At 52.0% G+C, this 18,736-nt stretch carries 15 protein-coding genes; 11 read left to right on the plus strand and 4 right to left on the minus strand.

Annotated elements, in window-relative coordinates:
• Positions 1 to 64: 64 nt before the first annotated feature.
• Together ydiJ and dsdC are read left to right on the plus strand one after the other, a co-directional pair.
• Complete coding sequence (gene ydiJ, locus FCL42_RS20195) at positions 65 to 3,073, plus strand: D-2-hydroxyglutarate dehydrogenase YdiJ (protein WP_136865242.1); 3,009 nt, start codon at positions 65 to 67, stop codon at positions 3,071 to 3,073.
• Between the two features lie 332 nt (positions 3,074 to 3,405).
• Positions 3,406 to 4,371 carry a DNA-binding transcriptional regulator DsdC gene (gene dsdC / locus FCL42_RS20200; protein ID WP_136865243.1) on the plus strand — a complete coding sequence of 322 codons (966 nt, stop codon included), beginning with the start codon at positions 3,406 to 3,408 and terminating at the stop codon, positions 4,369 to 4,371.
• Between the two features lie 112 nt (positions 4,372 to 4,483).
• Here dsdC and FCL42_RS20205 read toward each other — a convergent pair whose 3' ends face one another.
• Together FCL42_RS20205 and FCL42_RS20210 are read right to left on the minus strand one after the other, a co-directional pair.
• Positions 4,484 to 5,629: a DUF1624 domain-containing protein gene (locus tag FCL42_RS20205; RefSeq protein WP_136865244.1), complete on the minus strand. Its 1,146-nt coding sequence runs from the start codon at positions 5,627 to 5,629 to the stop codon at positions 4,484 to 4,486.
• 177 nt (positions 5,630 to 5,806) lie between these two features.
• The gene (locus FCL42_RS20210; RefSeq protein WP_136865245.1) at positions 5,807 to 6,262 is read right to left on the minus strand and encodes a Fur family transcriptional regulator; all 456 of its coding nucleotides are present in this window, start codon (positions 6,260 to 6,262) and stop codon (positions 5,807 to 5,809) included.
• A gap of 444 nt (positions 6,263 to 6,706) precedes the next feature.
• Here FCL42_RS20210 and FCL42_RS20215 point away from each other — a divergent pair, with 444 nt between their 5' ends.
• Positions 6,707 to 9,196 carry a bifunctional diguanylate cyclase/phosphodiesterase gene (locus FCL42_RS20215; RefSeq protein WP_136865246.1) on the plus strand — a complete coding sequence of 830 codons (2,490 nt, stop codon included), beginning with the start codon at positions 6,707 to 6,709 and terminating at the stop codon, positions 9,194 to 9,196.
• Here FCL42_RS20215 and FCL42_RS20220 read toward each other — a convergent pair.
• Positions 9,193 to 9,963 (minus strand): choice-of-anchor H family protein, encoded by a 771-nt coding sequence (locus tag FCL42_RS20220; RefSeq protein WP_136865247.1) that lies wholly within the window; start codon positions 9,961 to 9,963, stop codon positions 9,193 to 9,195. The two genes, FCL42_RS20215 and FCL42_RS20220, sit on opposite strands and share 4 nt — an antisense overlap.
• A gap of 333 nt (positions 9,964 to 10,296) precedes the next feature.
• Between FCL42_RS20220 and FCL42_RS20225 the strand changes: the two genes are divergently transcribed.
• From FCL42_RS20225 to FCL42_RS20235, 3 genes are read left to right on the plus strand one after another with little or no spacing between them, the layout of a single operon-like run.
• Positions 10,297 to 10,605, plus strand: coding sequence for a PepSY domain-containing protein (locus FCL42_RS20225; RefSeq protein WP_229359920.1), 309 nt, complete (start codon positions 10,297 to 10,299; stop codon positions 10,603 to 10,605).
• 20 nt (positions 10,606 to 10,625) lie between these two features.
• Entirely contained in the window at positions 10,626 to 11,321 is a 696-nt protein-coding gene (locus FCL42_RS20230) for a response regulator transcription factor (protein ID WP_136865248.1), read from the plus strand.
• Positions 11,308 to 12,645 (plus strand): ATP-binding protein, encoded by a 1,338-nt coding sequence (locus tag FCL42_RS20235; protein ID WP_136865249.1) that lies wholly within the window; start codon positions 11,308 to 11,310, stop codon positions 12,643 to 12,645. The genes FCL42_RS20230 and FCL42_RS20235 overlap by 14 nt, the downstream gene beginning before the upstream one ends.
• A gap of 10 nt (positions 12,646 to 12,655) precedes the next feature.
• Here the strand turns inward: FCL42_RS20235 and FCL42_RS20240 are convergent, their stop codons facing one another.
• A complete protein-coding gene (locus FCL42_RS20240; RefSeq protein WP_136865250.1) occupies positions 12,656 to 12,976 on the minus strand; it encodes a DUF4377 domain-containing protein in 321 nt (106 codons plus the stop codon).
• Positions 12,977 to 13,155: 179 nt separating this feature from the next.
• Here FCL42_RS20240 and FCL42_RS20245 point away from each other — a divergent pair, with 179 nt between their 5' ends.
• The 5 genes from FCL42_RS20245 (at position 13,156) to FCL42_RS20265 (ending at position 18,585) form a co-directional block, all read left to right on the plus strand.
• Complete coding sequence (locus FCL42_RS20245; RefSeq protein WP_136865251.1) at positions 13,156 to 14,151, plus strand: DUF2860 domain-containing protein; 996 nt, start codon at positions 13,156 to 13,158, stop codon at positions 14,149 to 14,151.
• 113 nt (positions 14,152 to 14,264) lie between these two features.
• On the plus strand, positions 14,265 to 14,942 hold the full coding sequence (locus FCL42_RS20250) for a response regulator transcription factor (RefSeq protein ID WP_136865252.1): 678 nt from the start codon (positions 14,265 to 14,267) through the stop codon (positions 14,940 to 14,942).
• Positions 14,943 to 14,944: 2 nt separating this feature from the next.
• Positions 14,945 to 16,243 carry a sensor histidine kinase gene (locus FCL42_RS20255; protein ID WP_136865253.1) on the plus strand — a complete coding sequence of 433 codons (1,299 nt, stop codon included), beginning with the start codon at positions 14,945 to 14,947 and terminating at the stop codon, positions 16,241 to 16,243.
• 149 nt (positions 16,244 to 16,392) lie between these two features.
• Entirely contained in the window at positions 16,393 to 17,673 is a 1,281-nt protein-coding gene (locus FCL42_RS20260) for a DUF3300 domain-containing protein (RefSeq protein ID WP_136865254.1), read from the plus strand.
• 96 nt (positions 17,674 to 17,769) lie between these two features.
• The gene (locus FCL42_RS20265; protein ID WP_136865255.1) at positions 17,770 to 18,585 is read left to right on the plus strand and encodes a MaoC family dehydratase; all 816 of its coding nucleotides are present in this window, start codon (positions 17,770 to 17,772) and stop codon (positions 18,583 to 18,585) included.
• Positions 18,586 to 18,736 lie beyond the last annotated feature (151 nt).

Raw genomic sequence — 18,736 nt, forward strand, 5'->3', positions numbered from 1 at the left:
CCGCTGCGAAAGCGGCCCTTTTTTTATATGATGCAAGGATAATAAATCAGGGACAGGGTGTTAGATGATCCCAGCACTTATAACGACGCAAGGATTAGATGCGTCTTACAGCAGCTACTTAGCGCAGCTCAAGCAACAGGGTTTTCACGGCGACATCGACGCCAGCTATAGCGGTCGTCTGGCGATGGCGGTGGACAACAGCGTCTATCAATTTATGCCTCAGGCGGTGGTATTCCCCAAACATCAGCAGGATCTGCAGCTAGTGATGCAGCTGGCCAAAGCGGCCGAGCATCGCCAGATCCAGTTTGCTCCTCGAGGCGGTGGCACCGGTACCAATGGCCAGAGCCTTAACTTTGGCATCATCATCGATACCAGTCGTTACTTTACCGGCATCGGTCAAGTGGACAGCGCCAATCGTCAGGTTGAGGTTGAGGTTGGGGTGGTTAAAGATGCCCTGAACGATGCCCTGCGTCCGTATGAATTGTTCTTCTCACCGGATCTTTCTACCTCGAATCGCGCCACCGTTGGCGGTATGATAAGCACCGATGCCTCCGGTGCCGGCTCGTTGGTGTATGGCAAAACCTCAGATCACGTTCTGGGGATCACCTGTGTGCTGGACGACGGCACGGTATTGACCACTGGCCCTTGGGATGAGGCCGCTCGTAGCCAGCTTTGTGGCCGAGCTAAGCAGTTGGCGGATGCGGTGCTTGAGATCTGTCAGTCTAAGCAGCAGCAGATCTGCGATACCTTCCCCGAACTGAACCGATTTTTGACCGGTTACGATCTTAAACACGCCTATGATCCTGAAACCGATATTCTGGATCTGACCCGAGTACTTTGTGGCAGTGAGGGCACCTTGGCCACCTTGGTGTCGGCACGGCTGGATCTGACCCCAATTCCGAACCAACGTCAACTGGTCAATATCAGCTATGACAGCTTTGACTCGGCGCTGCGTCACGCCCCCATTTTGGTTGAGGCCAATGCCACCGTGGTGGAGACCATCGATTCCACCGTGCTTGGGCTGGCCAAAGAGGATGTCATCTGGCACTCCGTTGGAGAGCTGGTGCCCAATGCCTTTGATGAGGCGATGGCCGGCATCAACATGGTGGAGTTTGCCGGCGAGACCGATGAGGTGCAGGCCAAAGCCAAGGCGCTGATAGAGCGCCTTGAGCAGGGCGGCCATGGCGTGCTTGGCTACCGGCTTTGTGAGGACGGCGCCAGCATCGCTCGGGTTTATCAGATGCGTAAAAAGGCGGTGGGGCTGCTGGGTAACGCCAAAGGGCCACGTAAGCCGCTGCCCTTTGCTGAGGATACGGCGGTACCACCTGAGAAGCTGGCGGATTTCATTGTCGAGTTTCGTGCCTTGCTGGATAAACGTGAGCTTAAATACGGCATGTTTGGCCATGTGGATGCTGGAGTGCTGCATGTGCGCCCTGCGCTGGACATGTGCGATGAGGCCGATGAAGCCCTGTTGCATGATCTCTCCGATGAGGTGGCGGCACTCACCCTCAAATATGGCGGTTTGATGTGGGGCGAGCATGGCCGCGGCGTGCGCTCTGAATATGGCCCAGAGGTGTTCGGTGAGCTATTCGATGAGCTACGCCGAGTCAAGGGTGCCTTTGATCCCAACAATAAACTCAATCCAGGTAAGATCTGCACTCCGCTGGAGTCCGATGCCAAGCTGATGCCGATTCAAGCGCAAAAGCGGGGCTGGTTGGATCGCCAGATCCCAGTTAACACTCGAGCGCAGTTTGATAAGGTGATCAGCTGTAACGGCAATGGTCTGTGCTTTAACTACGATACCAACAGTGCCATGTGCCCCTCCTATAAGGTCAGTGGCAATCGGGTGTGGTCGCCGAAAGGTCGAGCCACCTTGATGCGCGAGTGGCTCAGGCTGCTTGCCAATCAAGGGGTGGACACCAACAACCTTAAAGACCTGCCGATGGCGTCGTTAAAGGAGAGAATTCAAGCCACCTTATCGAGTCACAAACAGCAGGATTTCTCTACCGAACTCTATGGCGCCATGCAAACCTGTTTGGCGTGTAAGGCCTGCTCTGGGGGCTGCCCAGTTAAGGTGGATGTGCCAACCTTCCGTGCTGAGTTTCTCTACGCCTATCACAAGCGCTATTTGCGCCCGGCTAAGGATCATCTGGTTGCTGGCATTGAATCGGCACTGGGCTGGATGGCCAAAGCGCCAAGGCTGGTGAATGCCATTACCCAAAATGGGGTGTCGAGTTATCTGGCCAAACGCTGTTTTGGTTATGTGGACACGCCGAGCCTTTCTTATCCCACTTTGGCGCAGACGCTGCCATCAAGCTGGTGGCTGGATGAGGCTGAGCTTAGTCAACTGACCCCTGACCAATGTGCCAATACGGTGGTATTGGTGCAGGACCCATTCACCAGTTATTACAACGCCGAAGTGCTGAGCCAAGCGGCGCAACTGGTGGACGCGTTGGGCTATCGAGTCCGAGTGTTGCCGTTTTTGCCAAACGGCAAGCCGCAGCACATCAAAGGTTTTTTGGATCGCTTTACTCTAACCGCGGCTAAGGCGGCGGCCAAACTCAATCGCATTGGGCAATATGGGGTTAATCTCGTTGGGGTTGATCCGGCGTTAGTGCTGACCTATCGAGATGAGTATCAGCAGGTACTGGGAGACAATCGTGGTCAGTTTGAGGTGCTGTTGCTCAATGAGTTTTTGGCCTCACAACTCAATCGCTGGCCCAAAGCGAGCTCTGGGGAGCGAGTTTATCGCTTGATGAGCCACTGTACCGAAAATAGCTTACGCCCTGGCGCCGTGGCCGAATGGCAAAGTCTGTTTAATCATTTCGGCGCCACGTTGGAATACAAAGCCAGCGGCTGCTGTGGCATGGCCGGTACCTTTGGTCATGAGCAGGGCAATCTGGAGATGAGCAAAGCGCTATATCAAACCAGCTGGCAGCCATTGATTGAAAGCTCTGGCGTGGAAGTGCTGGCGTCGGGGTACTCTTGCCGCTCTCAGGTAAAACGGATGCAACACCGTCAGCTTCGCCATCCACTGCAAGCTTTGCTTGAACTGGTACGGGCACAGCGCTAAAAGTGTGAAGTTGATCGATTTGAAAATGAGTAAGATTAATCTGAATCACATTTTGGAATGTGAGACGATTAATCTTATTCGGAGTGACGTTAAATCCGGATGGACCTTAGCCACAAAGGGGATGATAAGAGGACGCTGGGGCACTCCATTGCCAACATAGCGCTCTGACAAGCTGGTAAGACCTGTCTATCGACCGAGATCTTCGGTGCTAACTCGAACGACTCGGTGTGAGCCTGATCTCGCTGTCGATGAAATTATAGTACGGTTACTTGCGTCCCCCCACCAGCGAATTAATATTATCCTCGAATTAACGGCATTAATCCGAGGTGAGTATGCTAAACGGCGCTATTTTGTCTTCTCTGCACTGTTTTGAGTGTGCGGCCCGCCACTTGAGTTTTACCAAGGCGGCACAGGAGTTGTACCTGACTCAGTCCGCAGTGAGTCACCGCATTAAGAAGTTAGAGGAGCAGCTTGGCTTTAAGCTGTTTCTGCGATTTAACCGCCGTTTGCAGTTGACCGAGCAGGGGGCTGGGTTGTTGGCTGAGTTGGGACAATCTTTAGGTGGTTTGGAGATTGCTATCCGCGATCTGCGTCAGCAGGATTTCTCTTCCACCCTCAGTGTTGCGGTGCCCCATAGTTTCGCCCGGTGCTGGTTGGCTGAGCGTCTGGGAGATTTACACAGCAAATACCCCAGATTAACCCTGCAGGTTCGTGCTCGCTCGCGCATCACCGACTTTCAGCATGAGTCGGTGGACATCGCCGTTTACTATTCCGATGAGATGCCCACAGGCCTTCATGGCATGCCGTTGATGGATGAATCCTTGGTGCCGGTGTGTTCGCAGGAGTATGCGGATAGCCACGACCTTTGGGACAACCCGGAGAAGTTTGCTGAATGCCTGCTGCTTCACGATGAAACTGCGTGGCAGGGTAGCGGCTTTTATACCGAATGGCAGCACTGGGCTCGAGAGGTGGAGATGCCAAATCTGGACGTTTCCCGTGGCTTTGTATTCAACCGTGCTGATCTGGCTTATCGAGCGGCGATGTCCGGGCAGGGCGTGGCCATGGGACGCTGGAACATGGTGGCGCCTCAGGTGGAAGCGGGCAATTTGGTGGTGCCCATTGAACGTTTCGCTTCTGCGGGTCAGCATTACTACATGGTGTGCCATCCCGACCGTAAAGAGACTCCGGGAGTTAAAGCGATGTTTGAGTGGATGCAGGAGCAAGCCGAGCAGCGCTTGTCTCTCAATGAGGCCAGCAAAGCCAAGTTGAAAGAGTTGGCGCACCACCGAGCGTTCTAAAGCTGAATCAAATCGAGATGTTTAGGCCACCGCAACCCTGTTACGGTGGCCTTTTTGTTGGAAGGGGCTGTGATTGCTGGAGAAGGCAATGGCCCGCTTTGAGGCGGAAGCGCTAAAAATACTGTGTCCATCCACCTCGGCGGCGGTGTTTGTAGTGTGAAAATGCCTTGGTTGGCCAGTAGAGCACAGCGGCGAGCACTGCGGTCATCAGCCAGATCTGCCATAGGTGATCAAAGCCGAAATATTGCCCCTTATTGGCGCCATAGAGCCCATGAAATACCGTGTACAACAGCAGTAGCAGGTACAGGTGAGCGATGTAGAAAAACATCGGCGCCGAGCCAAAGGTTGCTAGAATCGCGGTGAGTCTAGACTGCGTTCGCTCAAAGTAAACCATCAGGCCAAAACCGATCCCCAGAGTCAGTAAAATGAAGTCCAATGACGGCGGGTATTTGGTGAAGTTCACCATGTCCATGAAGGTGGTTAAGGCGTCGGCTTGGATCTGCCAAGCTAGGGTTTCCCCATACAGATTCCCTCCTCGAAGCAGCGCAAGAAGTGCCAATAGGGCAAAACTGAGCTGAATGAGACGACGTTGCCGGCGCTGTGGCTCTTGGTTTTGTGCAAACAGTGGACCGGTTACATAACCCAGTAAGATCACCCCAATCCATGGCAGCACTGGATAGGACGCCTTAATTTTCACTAAGCCTTGCTCTATCAGGTAGCCCCGGTCGTGCAAGATAGTCCATAGGCTGTAGCCCCACTCACCGGGTTGAAACTCAATGAATGACAGGGCGTTATGGCCTGCGACTATGGCGACTCCTAGGGTAAAAATGGCAACGCGAGGTAATGCTGAGACCAGTGCTAGGGCAATCATGCTGATGCCGATGGCCCAGATAACCTGCAGGTAGAGCGTGTGATAGGCGCCAAACCAAGAAAAGTTGACCAAGGTGGCTTCCAGCAAGATCAGAATGAGGCCCCGTTTGAGCAGAAATGGGCTGGGATCCCGAGGGGCTCGGTTGATGGGGTTGGCGTACAACCACGCCGATAGACCAGTTAAGAAGACAAACACTGGGGCGCACAAGTGGGCTGCCAAACGACTGAAAAACAGCGGCGCGGAGGTGGTATCCAGATCCATTGGATCTGAGACCTGATGGTGCAAGAAAAAACGCTCTCTGACGTGATCCAGCAGCATAATAACCATTACTAGGCCGCGCAGTATGTCGATGGATTGAATGCGTTGTTTGATTTGCGTTTGGGTCATTGGGCTACCAAGCAAGGAGGTTGAGTGATGCCGCCGCTGTCTTGATAGCCTGTTGTGGTGTTTAGGCAAGGAGCAGTCGACGCGGACGGTGATGTTACAATGTCACTCACTTGCAGTAAACCGCAATAGGGCCTGTTGATCGATTACTGGGGATTTGCGCCGATTTTGATGGTGAGGCTAGACCTTATTTTGACAGTCGGCGCAAAGGCCAGAGAGTTCCAGTTGGGGAGCCAGCAGTTTGAAATCAGAGTCAGCAACGGCTTGTTGCAGTTGCGTCATCAACTGAGGATCGATGTTGATCTCTTGAGTGGTACCGCAGTTTTCACACACCACAAAGTGCTGAGCGTCATGGTGGTGGTGACAGCCGATGTGAGCACAAGCCACGTATTTGTTCGCCGAATTCAGTTTGTGGGCCAACTGCATCTCCACGAGAAAATCCAGCATGCGATAGGCCGACATCGGTTGAATCTTGGTATCGGATTCTCGGTTAAGCAGTTCAAGCAGTTCGTAAGCAGACAGCGGTTTATTCGCCATCAACAGGGTTTTGAGCACATTGGCTCGTTTGGGGGTAAGTCTGCCTCCGGCGGCATGACATTTCTGCTGGGCTTGCTCTAATAGGGCGTCAAACTGCATTGGTGAACTAAAACCTGAACAAAATTGATAACGCTGTACTGTATCACAACTGGCAATAGACGCACTTTAGCTTATTTGATTTCAGTGACTTTTTTCTCAGAGTTGCTGTAACTGGTGAGTTTATTGTTATCGCTGATGGTGATCGGCTTTAACAGTACGAGTTACTGGTGAGTGGCGTAGGGCAAATTTTTTTTGATTTCAATTAGAACTTTCAATTGGATTTTCCGATTGGCAACTGTGCGGACTAACCGAGGAATCGCCGTTAAAACGGGCTCCGGGTGCGTGTCAACCTAGGTTGGCAGGGTAAGCATTCTATTCCAATCCCTAAGAAACTCGCCATAGACTCGTGTGTAGAATCAATGAGTTAAATAGGGTAGTCTGGTTTTGTAGGCTAAGTTGTAAGCAATAAAACACAGACTTTCGAGTTGGGAATCATCGACACCCATGTTGAAGCTGAGCGACACCAATGCCATCAAAGTGATTCGCCTGTTACCCGTGATTTTGGTGACGGTGTTTCTGGTGATCGCCATTCCCATCGGTTTCACTCAGATCAATTACCGCCTAGAAAATCTCGAACAGAACATCTATCAAACCCATCACTATCGCCAAAAGCAGCAGATGCGCCACCAAGTGGACTCGGCGATGAAGCAGATCCAATACGAGCATGGATTGATTCGAGGGCAGTTGCAGCAACAACTGAAATCACGCATCGATGAAGCATACGCCATTGCTGAAAACATCCATCTTAACAATCCGCAGCTGTCAAAAGCAGAGCTGGCCAGCCGCATTATTACCGCTTTACGCCCCATACGTTTCAATCAATCAAGAGGTTATTACTTTATTTATCAGATGGATGGCGTTGCGGTGATGCATCCATTGCAGCCTCAGATTGAAGGCAAGCAGATGATTGATAGAGAGGATCTGCACGGCACTCGCATTCTGGATGAGCACATCAAACTCATTCGTCAGTCCGATGACGGAGGGGCTTTTTATAACTGGTGGTTTGAAAAGCCTGATAGGCAAGGGGAGTTCGAGAAATTTGGTTATGGTCGTCAATTCAAACCACTGGATTGGTTTATCGGCACAGGGGAGTACCTAGAGGACATCAATCAGGATGTGCGGGAGAAGTTGCTCAAGTGGTTGTCCCATTTCAAATTTGATGAGAATGGCTATGTCTTTGTTCTGAGCGGTAATGGCACTATTTTGGCACACCTCGACAACCAGTTAGTTGGCACCTCGGTGGCCACACTGACGCAGGCGATTCGGCAGTTGAGTAGAGGAGGGGGGCAAGAGGAGTTCATTCGCTATCAATTCTATAATCCCGAGGCCGATTTCAAGCTGGACTCTAAGATTGGCTATGTGCGGCTGATGCCCGAATGGCAGTGGTGGGTTGGCGCAGGCTTTTTCCAGAGCGAACTGGCAGATCGGATTGAACAGGATCTGGTTAAGGCCCGCAAAGAGCACAATCACTCTTTGATTCAGCTCTCCTTTTTGTTGTTGGTGACCGGTTTTTTAGCGGTGCTCCCGTGCATGAAGTTGTCTAACGCCATCGAACGGCGCGTTAGCCAATATCAAGCGCGCATATTGCAGGATCTGAATCTGCTCACAGAGCATCGCAGCCAACTCAAACATCAAGCGGAACACGATGCGTTAACGGAGCTGCCAAACCGGCCACGCATCCGGTTTGAGATTGAGCGTGCCATTGTCGATGCTCGAAATGGCCACCATCAGATGGCGTTGGTGTTTCTGGATGTCGATAACTTTAAACGCATTAACGACAACTATGGCTACGACGTGGGCGATCAACTGCTGCGTTATTTTGCTCAGCTGTTAACTCGGCACATCGGTTACACTGGCATTGCCGGGCGATTTGGTGGGGATGAGTTCGTAATCTGCATTCCCCACTTTCAAGATAAGTCTGCGTTAAGTCAGCTAATTAACGAGCTTTGCAGTGAATCGGTACAAACTACCGAGATAAACGGCCATAGCATCAACAGCGGACTGACTGCCGCCATCGCCATCTACCCTGATGATGGGGCCATGGCGGAGGAGCTGCTATCGAAAACGGATCTGCTGCTTTCTGATGCCAAAATCAGAACCAACGATCGGGTGCATTTTGTGGATGCAGCCTTAAGTGCTCAGTATCAAGAACAGCTGTTGCTGGAGAGCGAAATGCAGCTGGCGCTAGCAGAGCAGCAGATAGAGATTTTCTATCAGCCTCAGGTCGATGGGGCGACTCATCATATGACCTCAGTGGAGGCGTTGTGCCGTTGGAACAATCCACGGCTTGGCTACATTCCTCCCGATGTGTTCATTGCCATTGCCGAGAAGACCGGCGGCATTCATGCATTGGGTGATTATGTGCTAAGTCAGGCGTGTTCGGAAATACATTGTCTTAATCGTTCGTTGCAACAGCCGCTGATGTTGTCGGTGAATATCTCTCCGGTGCAGTTGATGCAGCCCGATTTTGTTGAGCGAATTGCTCAGATAGTGACACAGTCGCAGTTGCCTGCCGAGCTGCTTACTCTCGAGGTAACGGAAAATGTACTGATAGACGATACCGATAAAGTGCGGCAAACCTTAAATGAACTGAAAGCCCTGAAGCTCCATATCTCACTGGACGATTTTGGCACCGGATTTTCATCGTTGCGTTACATCAACAGCCTGCCCATTGATGAGATTAAAATCGACCGCGCCTTTATCAATGACATGCTGCAAAATCCTCACAGCATGAACGTTACCCGTACCATCATCGCCATGGGACAGTTTAATCAGATGAAGGTGGTTGCCGAAGGGGTTGAGACCGACGAACAGCAAGCATGGCTGACCGAAATGGGCTGCCAGCTGCTGCAGGGGTACTTCTTCTCAAGACCGGTTCCGCTGGATAAGCTCAAGCCGATGTTGACCCTCAAGCAGACCACCCACTCCACTTAACTGCGCGACTTTCGGCGATAACCGACTAAACCCAGTATCGCCAGTAGCCCCCATAAGGGCAGGCTACCGCTGTGGTGGTGATGCTCTTCATAGCCGGGATCATCGTAGTCGTAGCTCTCCAGTGGCAAAGCGTACAGTGAATTACTGTCGAAGCTGCTGATGGTGGCGACGATGTCGCTGTAACCAACCTCATACAGATCAATCAACACGTCATAGTGATCGGTGCCATAGCCTTGCTCTAATGAGGTCAGTACTTCAAAGCGGTCTTCGGTAGTCGAGCCATACAGAGTAAAGATATCGGTGCTGTAGTAATGCTCCCAAGGTCCGCCGTTACGGCTTAGGTAGAGTTCGGCGTAAACGTCCGCCACCGCCGCCCCGTTTGGGTTGTAGACATCGGCATCAAAGGAGACGCTGAAGCTGTGGTAAAAGCCATCGTAGTCCAGATCGTCAAACAGAAAGCTGCCCACATCAAAGAAACTGAACTCATTGTAAAACGAGTGGGCAATGGCGGCTTGACCCGAGGTGGGGTTCAGCTGTTTCTGACGGGAGGTGATGCGCTGTTGCCGGGTTTGGGTCATGCTCGGTGATGTTAACGGTTGCAGTTTTAGCTCCGCCAGAGCCTGTTGGCGTTCACCGAGAGACTGGGCAACGCCACCGATGGATTTGTGTTTGATTTGGGCAGTCTCGGCGACGGCCATGTGGCTGGCGGCCAGCAGCAGTGCCAGAGACAGCGCTGGTTTAAAGAAGGTTGTTGTCGCGTAAGTCATAGACGCCTCACTGCAGTTACTAAGAGTAAGTTCATTAGAGGCCAGTGAAAATGAACATGGGCTGAATGCCATAAAAATCATTCGTTTGAGAAATAAATAGCCCAAGTTTGCGTTCAGGCTACGGTCATTTTTCCTTGGTTATAACGGATCTGGTGGGAGTGTTGAGGGAGCGTCAATGGCTGGGTAAGATGCCGCCATTGTTTACGTGCTTAACTTTAAAATAGGTTTGCTCTGATGTTGGGCTGCAGTCTTGGGAATCTCCTCTGCCGTTTTGCACCAGATTCAGGTAACGTAACGGCAGAGACGAACTAAACCAACCGACGGAATTGATTCATGAAACCTGGCTTTTTGCATTGTGCCGCGTTACTGGTGTTGATGACATGCCTGCTGCTTCCCAGTGAATCGGCATGGGCGGCCATGGCCCCCAAACATCAGCAATCGGTGAAGGCCGAAAAGCCCCGCAAAGCCGATAAGATTCAGTCGGAACAGCAGGCGGTCAGAGCGGCGAAAAGTAAGTATCCGGGCAAACTCCTTAAAGTGAACGCCAGTGGTAAGGGCTATCGAGTCAAACTGCTGTCCAGTAATGGCACCGTATTCAGTGTCTATGTGGATGCCCGAACTGGGCAGGTTCGCAAGAATTAAACGCCAACTGAGGAGAAGGTATGCGACTGCTGTTGGTAGAGGACGATCTCAGTCTTCAACAGAACTTAAAACAACATCTTGAACGGGAGCGCTACAGCGTCGATCTGGCATCAGACGGTGAAGAGGGGGCGTTTTTAGGTCGAGAGTATAACTACGATGCCGCCATCATCGACGTTGGTTTGCCAAAACTGGATGGCATCGCGCTCATCACCCAATTGCGTCAGTCCAATATCGATTTTCCAATCTTAGTGTTAACGGCTCGCTCTCGCTGGCAGGATAAAGTGGCGGGGCTGGATGCGGGGGCCGATGACTACCTAACTAAGCCGTTTCAACCGGAAGAGTTGGTTGCCAGATTAAAAGCGTTGATTCGCCGCTCGGCGGGAAAAGCCAGCCCGATCATCAATAATGGCCCCTATCGCCTGAATACCAGCAGTTTAGAGGTGCATTGTCACGGCAAGCGAATTAACTTGAGCAGCTCGGAATACAAGTTGTTTGAATACTTAATGCTGCACCCCGGAGAGGTGAAATCCAAAACCGTGTTGACCGAACACCTCTATGATCAAGATTTTGATCTGGACTCTAATGTCATCGAGGTGTTTATTCGCCGTCTTCGCAAGAAGCTGGATCCGGAAAACCGCTATGGGTTGATTGAAACGCTTCGGGGCCAGGGCTATCGGGTGGCGCCTCTGCCTGAGAGCGGTGATGATCAAGGTTAACTCTCTTAAATCTCGCTTGGTGATCAGCGCGCTACTGATGGTGGTGGTGTTGCTGCCTCTTGTTGGATTTGCGTTGTTTGATGCCTTCTCCCAACAGGTGAAACGCTCCGCAGAAAATGAGCTAAAAGCCTATCTGTATTCCATCTTGGCGGTTGCTGAGGTGGAGCAGGGGCAGTTGTGGATGCCGGAAGTACTGCCCGAGCCTAGGTTTAATCTGCCGGAATCGGGGCTGTATGCTTGGATTGCCGCTCGTGGGAATAACCAGACTTCCGAGCCATTGTGGCACTCTGGATCTTATCTGTTTGAGCAGCCACCACGTCTTAACGGCGAGCCGCAATTGGGGCAAGGGCACTATCAATGGCTTGAGCTTGAGCAAGTTCCACACCTTGTTTATCGCTACACTGCGGCGTTTGAATCTGCTGGTCAATCCCTTGACGTCACCTTAAATATTGCCGTGGCCTGGCAAGGTTATCAGCAGCAACTGGATACCTTTGCCGAGCGCCTGATTCGTTGGATAGGGGTGTTGATACTGGTGCTGTTGTTGGTGCAATTGGCCTGGTTAAACTGGACCTTAAAGCCGCTGGCACAGTTTCGGCGACAGCTGGCGCAGGTTGAAAGTGGTGAGCTAAATCAGTTAAGCACTAGGTATCCTAAGGAGCTCAGTGTGGTGGCCAGTCAGCTCAACGCACTGTTAACCGCCGAGCAGCAACAGCGAAATCGATATCGAAACTCCCTGTCGGATCTGGCTCACAGCATGAAAACACCGCTGGCGGTGATACGCAGCCAATCCAATTTGGATAGTGCCATCGCCGAGCAGGTACAACGTCTTCACGAGATCATCGACCATCAGTGTGCCCGAGCACAAACCGCAGGAGCCAGTGCTTGGCATCAAGGTGTTGAACTCAGTCAGGTCATTGCGCCGCTGCAGCGCAGCTTGGAAAAGATTCATGCTGGCAGTGGCAAAACATTAACACTGGAGCTGGACCCAAAGCTTAAGTTTCGAGGCGACGACGGGGATTTGATGGAGCTACTGGGCAATCTGTTGGACAACGCCTTCAAAGCCGCCAACACCCAGGTGAGACTAAGCGCCAAGGCGACTGCCAATCAGCTAACCATCACCGTTGAGGACGATGGGCCAGGGATCACCGAATCCCGCAGAGAGGAGATCTTTGCTCGAGGCAAGCGTGCCGATACCTATCAACAGGGCCATGGCATCGGCTTGGCCATCGTTCGCGATCTGGTGGAGGATTACCAAGGCCAGTTGGTGGTTGAGCGTTCGAGTGCCTTAGGCGGCGCCAGCTTTACCCTGAATTTCCCGCTCTAACATGGCGCTGTTATCCCCGTGCAGACGCTGCTGGGGTTTTGCTGAGCACCTCCAGTAGCTTGTACTGATAGCGGCTGGCATCCGCTGGAATTTGGCCGTCAGTGAACGCTTCAATTCGCTGTATGCGCAGCTTGTATTCAAACCCTGGCTCAAACTCAAAGCCGATGATGGGCTCGTAGAACAGTTGGTCATCGACCACTAGGCACTGCATGGGGCCAACGCCAACGCAGTGAGTTTTCTGTGGGGCGACGTTAACCACATAACCCGGCTTAGGAGCAGCTGTGCACCCTGTTACCAGAGCCAAAACAAGTGCTGAAAGCAGCATTCGCATCCCATGATTCCTTAACTTGATTTTTCCTCACCGAGTGTACTCTTTTTTAGGATTCGTCGCCGAGACAAAAATCTGGCGAACTCGCTTTTGTTTTTTTCTCAATCATCAACTTAGAGCATTCACCAGTGATTTACCCAGCCAATGGACAATGGCCTTCAATGTTCATTGGAGGATCAACTATGAGTCGTCGCTGGTTATGTTACCCACTGCTGTTTCTTTGCCATACGGGAGCTTATGCCCAAGGTGATCCCTTTGGCGATGAATCAGAAGGGTTAGGGAAAGGGGGGTTTAGTGGAGAGCTGGGGTTGTTGGTGGGTTATGGCGAAGGCGTCGATGAGGATCGCAGCGTTAAGAGCGGTCCACTGAACAGCAAAGCGGATACTAAGTCGGCAGCCATCGTTATGCCCCTTGGGCAGCTTCGTTATACCTTGGGGGAGCACAACGATGAGCAGTTTTTTTTCGGCATGTCTCCGGGAGATCTGGTGGAGGGGGTTGTGGCGTTGGAGTTAGGCTACGCCTTTCAGTACGGCCAAGGCTCAAGCCTGGCGTTTTCTTACCTTCCCACTGTGGTTAAGGGAGAGGTGTGGGCGGATCCATTTATCGTTGGTGAGGCGCGTAAAAAGACCGACGTGTCTGGTAACGCTTTTCGTATGCAGGCCGAGAATCTGTTTGACATCGGCTTGTCCGCTGAGCTGGCTTATTACGATCAAAATGTCGTGGATGAACGTTCAGGGATGCATCAGGGGGGCGACACTGAATTGCTCAGCCGCGATGCCACAGGATACTACGTTAGCGTTTCTCAAGAGGTGCCTTTGAGTGAGCGGCAGATGCTGGGGGTGTCTCTGGATTATCGAGTTCACGATGCCGATGGTAAGGCGCAGGCGTTTGATAGCTATGGCGCATCGCTGATGTATATGGCTATGGTCGGTCAGCATCGGCTGTCTTTAAATATTGAGTACAGCAAACGGGATTACGATGCGCAAAATCCGGTTTTTTCTCTAACGCGAGACGACTCCGAGTATGGAGCCACCTTAGTTTACGGTTACGACAAGATCATGGGATGGGAAGACTGGAGCTTTAATGCGGTTGCTGGCTACTCCAATCTCGACTCTAATATTAATTTTTATGATGTGTCTGACTACTTGTTTGGGGTAGGGCTCAGTTATCATTTTTAGCCGTTCTGGAAGAGGGCGTTTGCGTTTTAACACCGAGCCTTCGGCAATGTAAGGGATGGAAAACCAATGGGCTTTTTAGGTGCCAGATAGGATCGAGAAACATGGTAAGAGAGATGAATTCAGAAGCAACCGCCAGCGTACTGTTGGTGGAGGACGATCGCGATCTGGCGGCCTCGGTGTCGGAGTATTTGACTCTTGGAGGGGTTAATTGCGATCACGCCTACAACGGTGACAGTGGCTACCAACTGGCCAAGCTGAACTATTACGACGTTATCTTACTGGACCTTATGTTGCCGAAACTGGCTGGCCTCAGTGTGTGTAACAAGTTACGAACTGAAGGCATCGATACCCCGATATTGATGTTAACCGCAAAGGACACTCTGTTGGACAAGGAAGCAGGGTTTGAATCTGGAACCGACGATTACTTAGTTAAACCCTTTGCGCTGAAAGAGCTGCTGCTTCGAGTTCGGGCCCTAGCTAAGCGACGCAGCAGTCAAACTAAAAAACTGACCGTAGGGGATCTTGAGTTTGATCTGCAACATCAGGCGGTGTTCCGAGCTGGGGAGAAGCTGACGCTCACTCCGCTGAACATGAAGCTGTTAGAGCTATTGATGCGCCGCAGCCCTCAGGTGGTTAGCCGCCGTGAGATTGAGGAGTTTATGTGGCCGAATGACGTACCGGAGAGCAACAATCTTAAAGTTCAGTTGTACCAATTAAGGCAGAAGGTGGACAAACCCTATCAGGTTAAGCTTATTGAGACCGTGGTTTCCCACGGCATCAGGCTGGGCTGAGTATGAGTGACGCTTTGGTTCGGTTGCCGATTCGTCAGCATCTGGTGACCTTCTTTATGTCGGTTTCCATCTTATCGGTGCTGCTGTTTGGCTATCTTCTCGGTCAACATTTTGTCTTTGGACTGGAAGATTCGGTGCGATTACGATTGCTGGCGGAGTGGCGAAGCTATCAAGAGATCCATCAAGACGATCCGAATGCGCCGCTGCCTAAATCCTATGTGGTCTCCTTCCATCGGGAACAACTGCCGGAAATCAACATTGATGGTATCGATGTGCTGGCAGGGCTGTCGCTTAAGGATGATCAGTTTGTGATGGTGTTCATTGATGAGCAGGTCACCGACAGCTTTCACAAAGAGGGCATTATCGGTGTGTCTCGTTTCCGGCTGAACGCACAGCAGGTGGTCTATGGCATCGCTCGATTTGAGCACCGACTGATCAGTGATGTGGCGGATAGTTGGTTTGAGAGCCGCGCTCAGGTGATAATTTTAATCGGTGTTGTCTATATCCTCGCGGTGTTGCTGGTGCTGTGGGGCTACAACCACAGGCTAAGAAGGAAAACCGAGAAACTGGTTGATTGGTCCGAGTGGGTATCGAGTCGCTCATCCACTGAGACGCCGCCAGATTTTGGCTTCGATGAATACAACCGAGTTGCTCAATGTCTGTCAACGTCGATTCGCAAAAACACTGAGCTGTTGCAACGGGAGCAGAAATTTCTATCTCATGCCAGTCATGAGTTAAGAACTCCGGTTGCCATAATCAGCGCCAATCTGGAAATTCTGGAGCTGACAGCAACCAGTGCCAGCCAGCATGCACCGCTGGCGCGAATTACCCGTGCCAGCGATAACATGAAACGCATCATTGAAACCATGTTGTGGCTGGTACGAAAAAGCGACACTCCGCCGATGCAAGCTGAGGTTGCGATACCGGCCCTGCTGGATGGCCTGCTGGAGGACCACGGTTATCTGCTCAGTGACCGTGATGTTAGCGTCATCAAGGAGTATGACGTTGCGCCAACGCTGCGTTTACCCGTAACGCCGTTTCGGGTGGTGGTCAGTAACTTGGTTCGTAACGCCTTTCAATACAGCTATTCGGGAACCGTGACCATTGGTTATTACACAGAGTGTGTGGTGGTGGAAAATCGTAACCTAGAGCCTTTGGATACCCAGCTTCGAGAGGGGTTCGGCTTTGGCCATGATTTAACGGCCAAAATCTGTCGGCGGTTTGGTTGGCGCCTTGATACCCAAGAAACGGACGTCGGTTACATCGCTAGGCTGTCGCTTTGCAACATCTCTTCTGATTAAAAACGGGTTATCGGCTTGCTGACCTTTATCTGAAAATCGTTGTTGAGCGTGCCGGCTCTCTTGTTGTGAGGGGCGTAGCCACTTTCAGGTTGTGTTCATTTTGGTTTCTTCATACTGACCCTGAGATAAATGCCATCGAGGGAAGTGTTATGAACTGGAATAAGCGAAAGCAGAACTGGCGACGTCTAGTCAGCATGTTGGCGCTGGTGTGCACCCTGGGTATCAGTGGCGCGCTAACAAGCTCTATCGCCAACGCTGCCAGCTTTAGCGCCGGGGAGCGGGCGCAGATTTTGGCCCCAATAGCCCTGTATCCTGATAGCTTATTAAGCCACATTCTTATCGCTTCAACCTATCCTCTTGAAGTGGTGCAGGCTTGTCGTTTGCAGTTGGCCCATCCGAACTGGTCAGTGGAGCAGCTGATGGCGTCCCCAAAGGCATTGGAGTGGGATCCCAGCGTGGTGGCCCTGTTGGCGTTCCCTACGGTGCTGGATAAGCTCAGTAGCGATCTGGAGTGGACGCAGCGTCTTGGGGATGCGTTCTTAGACGATGAAGTTCAGGTGATGGCCAGCATTCAGAGTCTGCGTCAGCAAGCCTACGAGGCAGACAGCTTCGATGACATGGCGCACATGAAGGTGACTCGGGTACAGCAGCAGATCATCATCGAGCCGGTTAACCCACAGATAGTTTACGTTCCCTACTACAGCACTCGAGTGGTGTACGGGCATTGGCACTGGGCTCATTATCCGCCGGTGTATTGGCGTCCTCATCCGCATTATTACTGGGGCCATCATGGACATTGGCGCTGGAACGCCGGTGTCAGCATTCATTTCAACTACTTCTTCACCGCGTTTCATTGGGGGCATCACAGCCATCATTTAGTGGTAACGCACCACCACCGTTCTCATCATTACAAGCATCACCGTAAGATAGCGGTGAGCAAGGGAGCTCAGCGTTGGCAGCATAAGCCTCACCATCGTCGGGGAGTGGGGTACAAAAGTCGCTCGGTGGCCACCCGTTACGGTATGCACAGCAAAGCGCATCGAGCCTATGGCGGCAAGACGGCTCATCGCTCGGTATCGGTGACTCAATCGACTCGCTCCTCCTCTAAAGCGATGGCTTCGTCTGGCAACCGAGCGACGGCGAGTCAGCCTCAGGCGAGGGTTCACAGGGTTAAGCCGCCAAAGAAACCTTATGGAGGCAAGAGTCATCAGATGGTTCGATCGCAGCCATCCAAAGCCGTTAACGCTAAGGCCAGCCAGAAAAAGTCGTACGCAGCAACGTCAACTCGTCAAACTAAGGCATCACGGTCTCAAGTGCATCGCCAACATCAGGGCAAAAACCGGGCGCAATCTCATGGGAAAAAGCACAGCCAAAGCGCACGGAGCAAAGCCTCTGCACCCAAGCGCTCTCAGCGTCAGGTACGGCCTTAAACTGGCTGGGCAGGTCACTGGTCTGTCCATGCTAACGAATAATCTCGGTATGCTAGTGAGTCCTATCGTGTTTAAGCTCTAATTTGAGGACTGGCTGTGCTGCAATACTCTGCTCAACAAATACCAACCACTATTCCGTTATTGGCTAAGGCCATTCTAAAGCGAGGTGAAACAGCAGAGCTGCCTGAAAAGTCCATCCACATTAAGGACTTCTATTTCGACAAGAGCAAACTGGCCAGTTACAACGGCTTCTGTGGTTTCGCGGAAACGAGCCTACCTCTGAGCTATCTGTTTGTGGCAACCCAGCCGGTACAATTGATGCTGCTGACCCAACCGGACGTGCCTGTTAAGCCACTGGGCATGATTCATCTGGGGGTGGAGTTCGAGCTGCATCAACCGATGTCGGTGGAGACTCGTTACGACTTTTGCCTGTCCGTTGGTGAGCAGCAGCACACCATTAAGGGGCTGGAATTTGAACTGATCGGAGAGTTTCGCCAGGGGGATGATCTGGTTGCTCGTTACGTAAGTCGCTGTTTGCTTAAGGTGTCAGGTCCTCGTAAACGTGGCCGACCCGCCCGTGAGCCTAAGATTGCTTATGAGTGGAAGCCGGTAACGCCCCTGAACTTGGTGGAAAACGACGCTCGCCGTTATGCCAAATTGTCTGGCGACTACAACCCCATTCATCTGCACCGCCTGACGGCCAAGCCGTTTGGCTTTGAGGCCCCAATTGCCCATGGCATGTACATGGTGGCCAAGATGCTGGCCAGTGTGAATGAGCCGGTGACTAAGGCGAAATTTACCTTCCAGCGACCAGTGCTGATGCCATGTCAGACCACCATTGAGCGTGATGGTGAAGGGCTACGCTTGGTCAATGACGCCAACAAAGCCTTGGTGTCGGCGACAGTATCCTAGCGCCACTGATTGACAGCCAACGCTTGTGTCGTCCTGAAATGCGTTGACACTTTTCAGTTAGAGCCAGTTGCATCAGCAACTGGCTTTTCCATGCACCTCGTTTGGGGTTTTCATTCCCAGGCTAAGGTGCGGTCTCAAGTTGTTATAGGTC

Origin of the sequence: Ferrimonas aestuarii (genome assembly GCF_005116665.1) — a bacterium.
GTDB classification, from domain to species: Bacteria; Pseudomonadota; Gammaproteobacteria; order Enterobacterales; family Shewanellaceae; genus Ferrimonas; species Ferrimonas aestuarii.

Coding starts and splice junctions, on each gene's coding strand:
- ydiJ (WP_136865242.1), top strand. CDS start 65: ATGATCCCAGCACTTATAACGACGCAAGGATTAGATGCGTCTTACAGC.
- dsdC (WP_136865243.1), top strand. CDS start 3,406: ATGCTAAACGGCGCTATTTTGTCTTCTCTGCACTGTTTTGAGTGTGCG.
- FCL42_RS20205 (WP_136865244.1), bottom strand. CDS start 5,629: ATGACCCAAACGCAAATCAAACAACGCATTCAATCCATCGACATACTG.
- FCL42_RS20210 (WP_136865245.1), bottom strand. CDS start 6,262: ATGCAGTTTGACGCCCTATTAGAGCAAGCCCAGCAGAAATGTCATGCC.
- FCL42_RS20215 (WP_136865246.1), top strand. CDS start 6,707: ATGTTGAAGCTGAGCGACACCAATGCCATCAAAGTGATTCGCCTGTTA.
- FCL42_RS20220 (WP_136865247.1), bottom strand. CDS start 9,963: ATGACTTACGCGACAACAACCTTCTTTAAACCAGCGCTGTCTCTGGCA.
- FCL42_RS20225 (WP_229359920.1), top strand. CDS start 10,297: ATGAAACCTGGCTTTTTGCATTGTGCCGCGTTACTGGTGTTGATGACA.
- FCL42_RS20230 (WP_136865248.1), top strand. CDS start 10,626: ATGCGACTGCTGTTGGTAGAGGACGATCTCAGTCTTCAACAGAACTTA.
- FCL42_RS20235 (WP_136865249.1), top strand. CDS start 11,308: ATGATCAAGGTTAACTCTCTTAAATCTCGCTTGGTGATCAGCGCGCTA.
- FCL42_RS20240 (WP_136865250.1), bottom strand. CDS start 12,976: ATGCGAATGCTGCTTTCAGCACTTGTTTTGGCTCTGGTAACAGGGTGC.
- FCL42_RS20245 (WP_136865251.1), top strand. CDS start 13,156: ATGAGTCGTCGCTGGTTATGTTACCCACTGCTGTTTCTTTGCCATACG.
- FCL42_RS20250 (WP_136865252.1), top strand. CDS start 14,265: ATGAATTCAGAAGCAACCGCCAGCGTACTGTTGGTGGAGGACGATCGC.
- FCL42_RS20255 (WP_136865253.1), top strand. CDS start 14,945: ATGAGTGACGCTTTGGTTCGGTTGCCGATTCGTCAGCATCTGGTGACC.
- FCL42_RS20260 (WP_136865254.1), top strand. CDS start 16,393: ATGAACTGGAATAAGCGAAAGCAGAACTGGCGACGTCTAGTCAGCATG.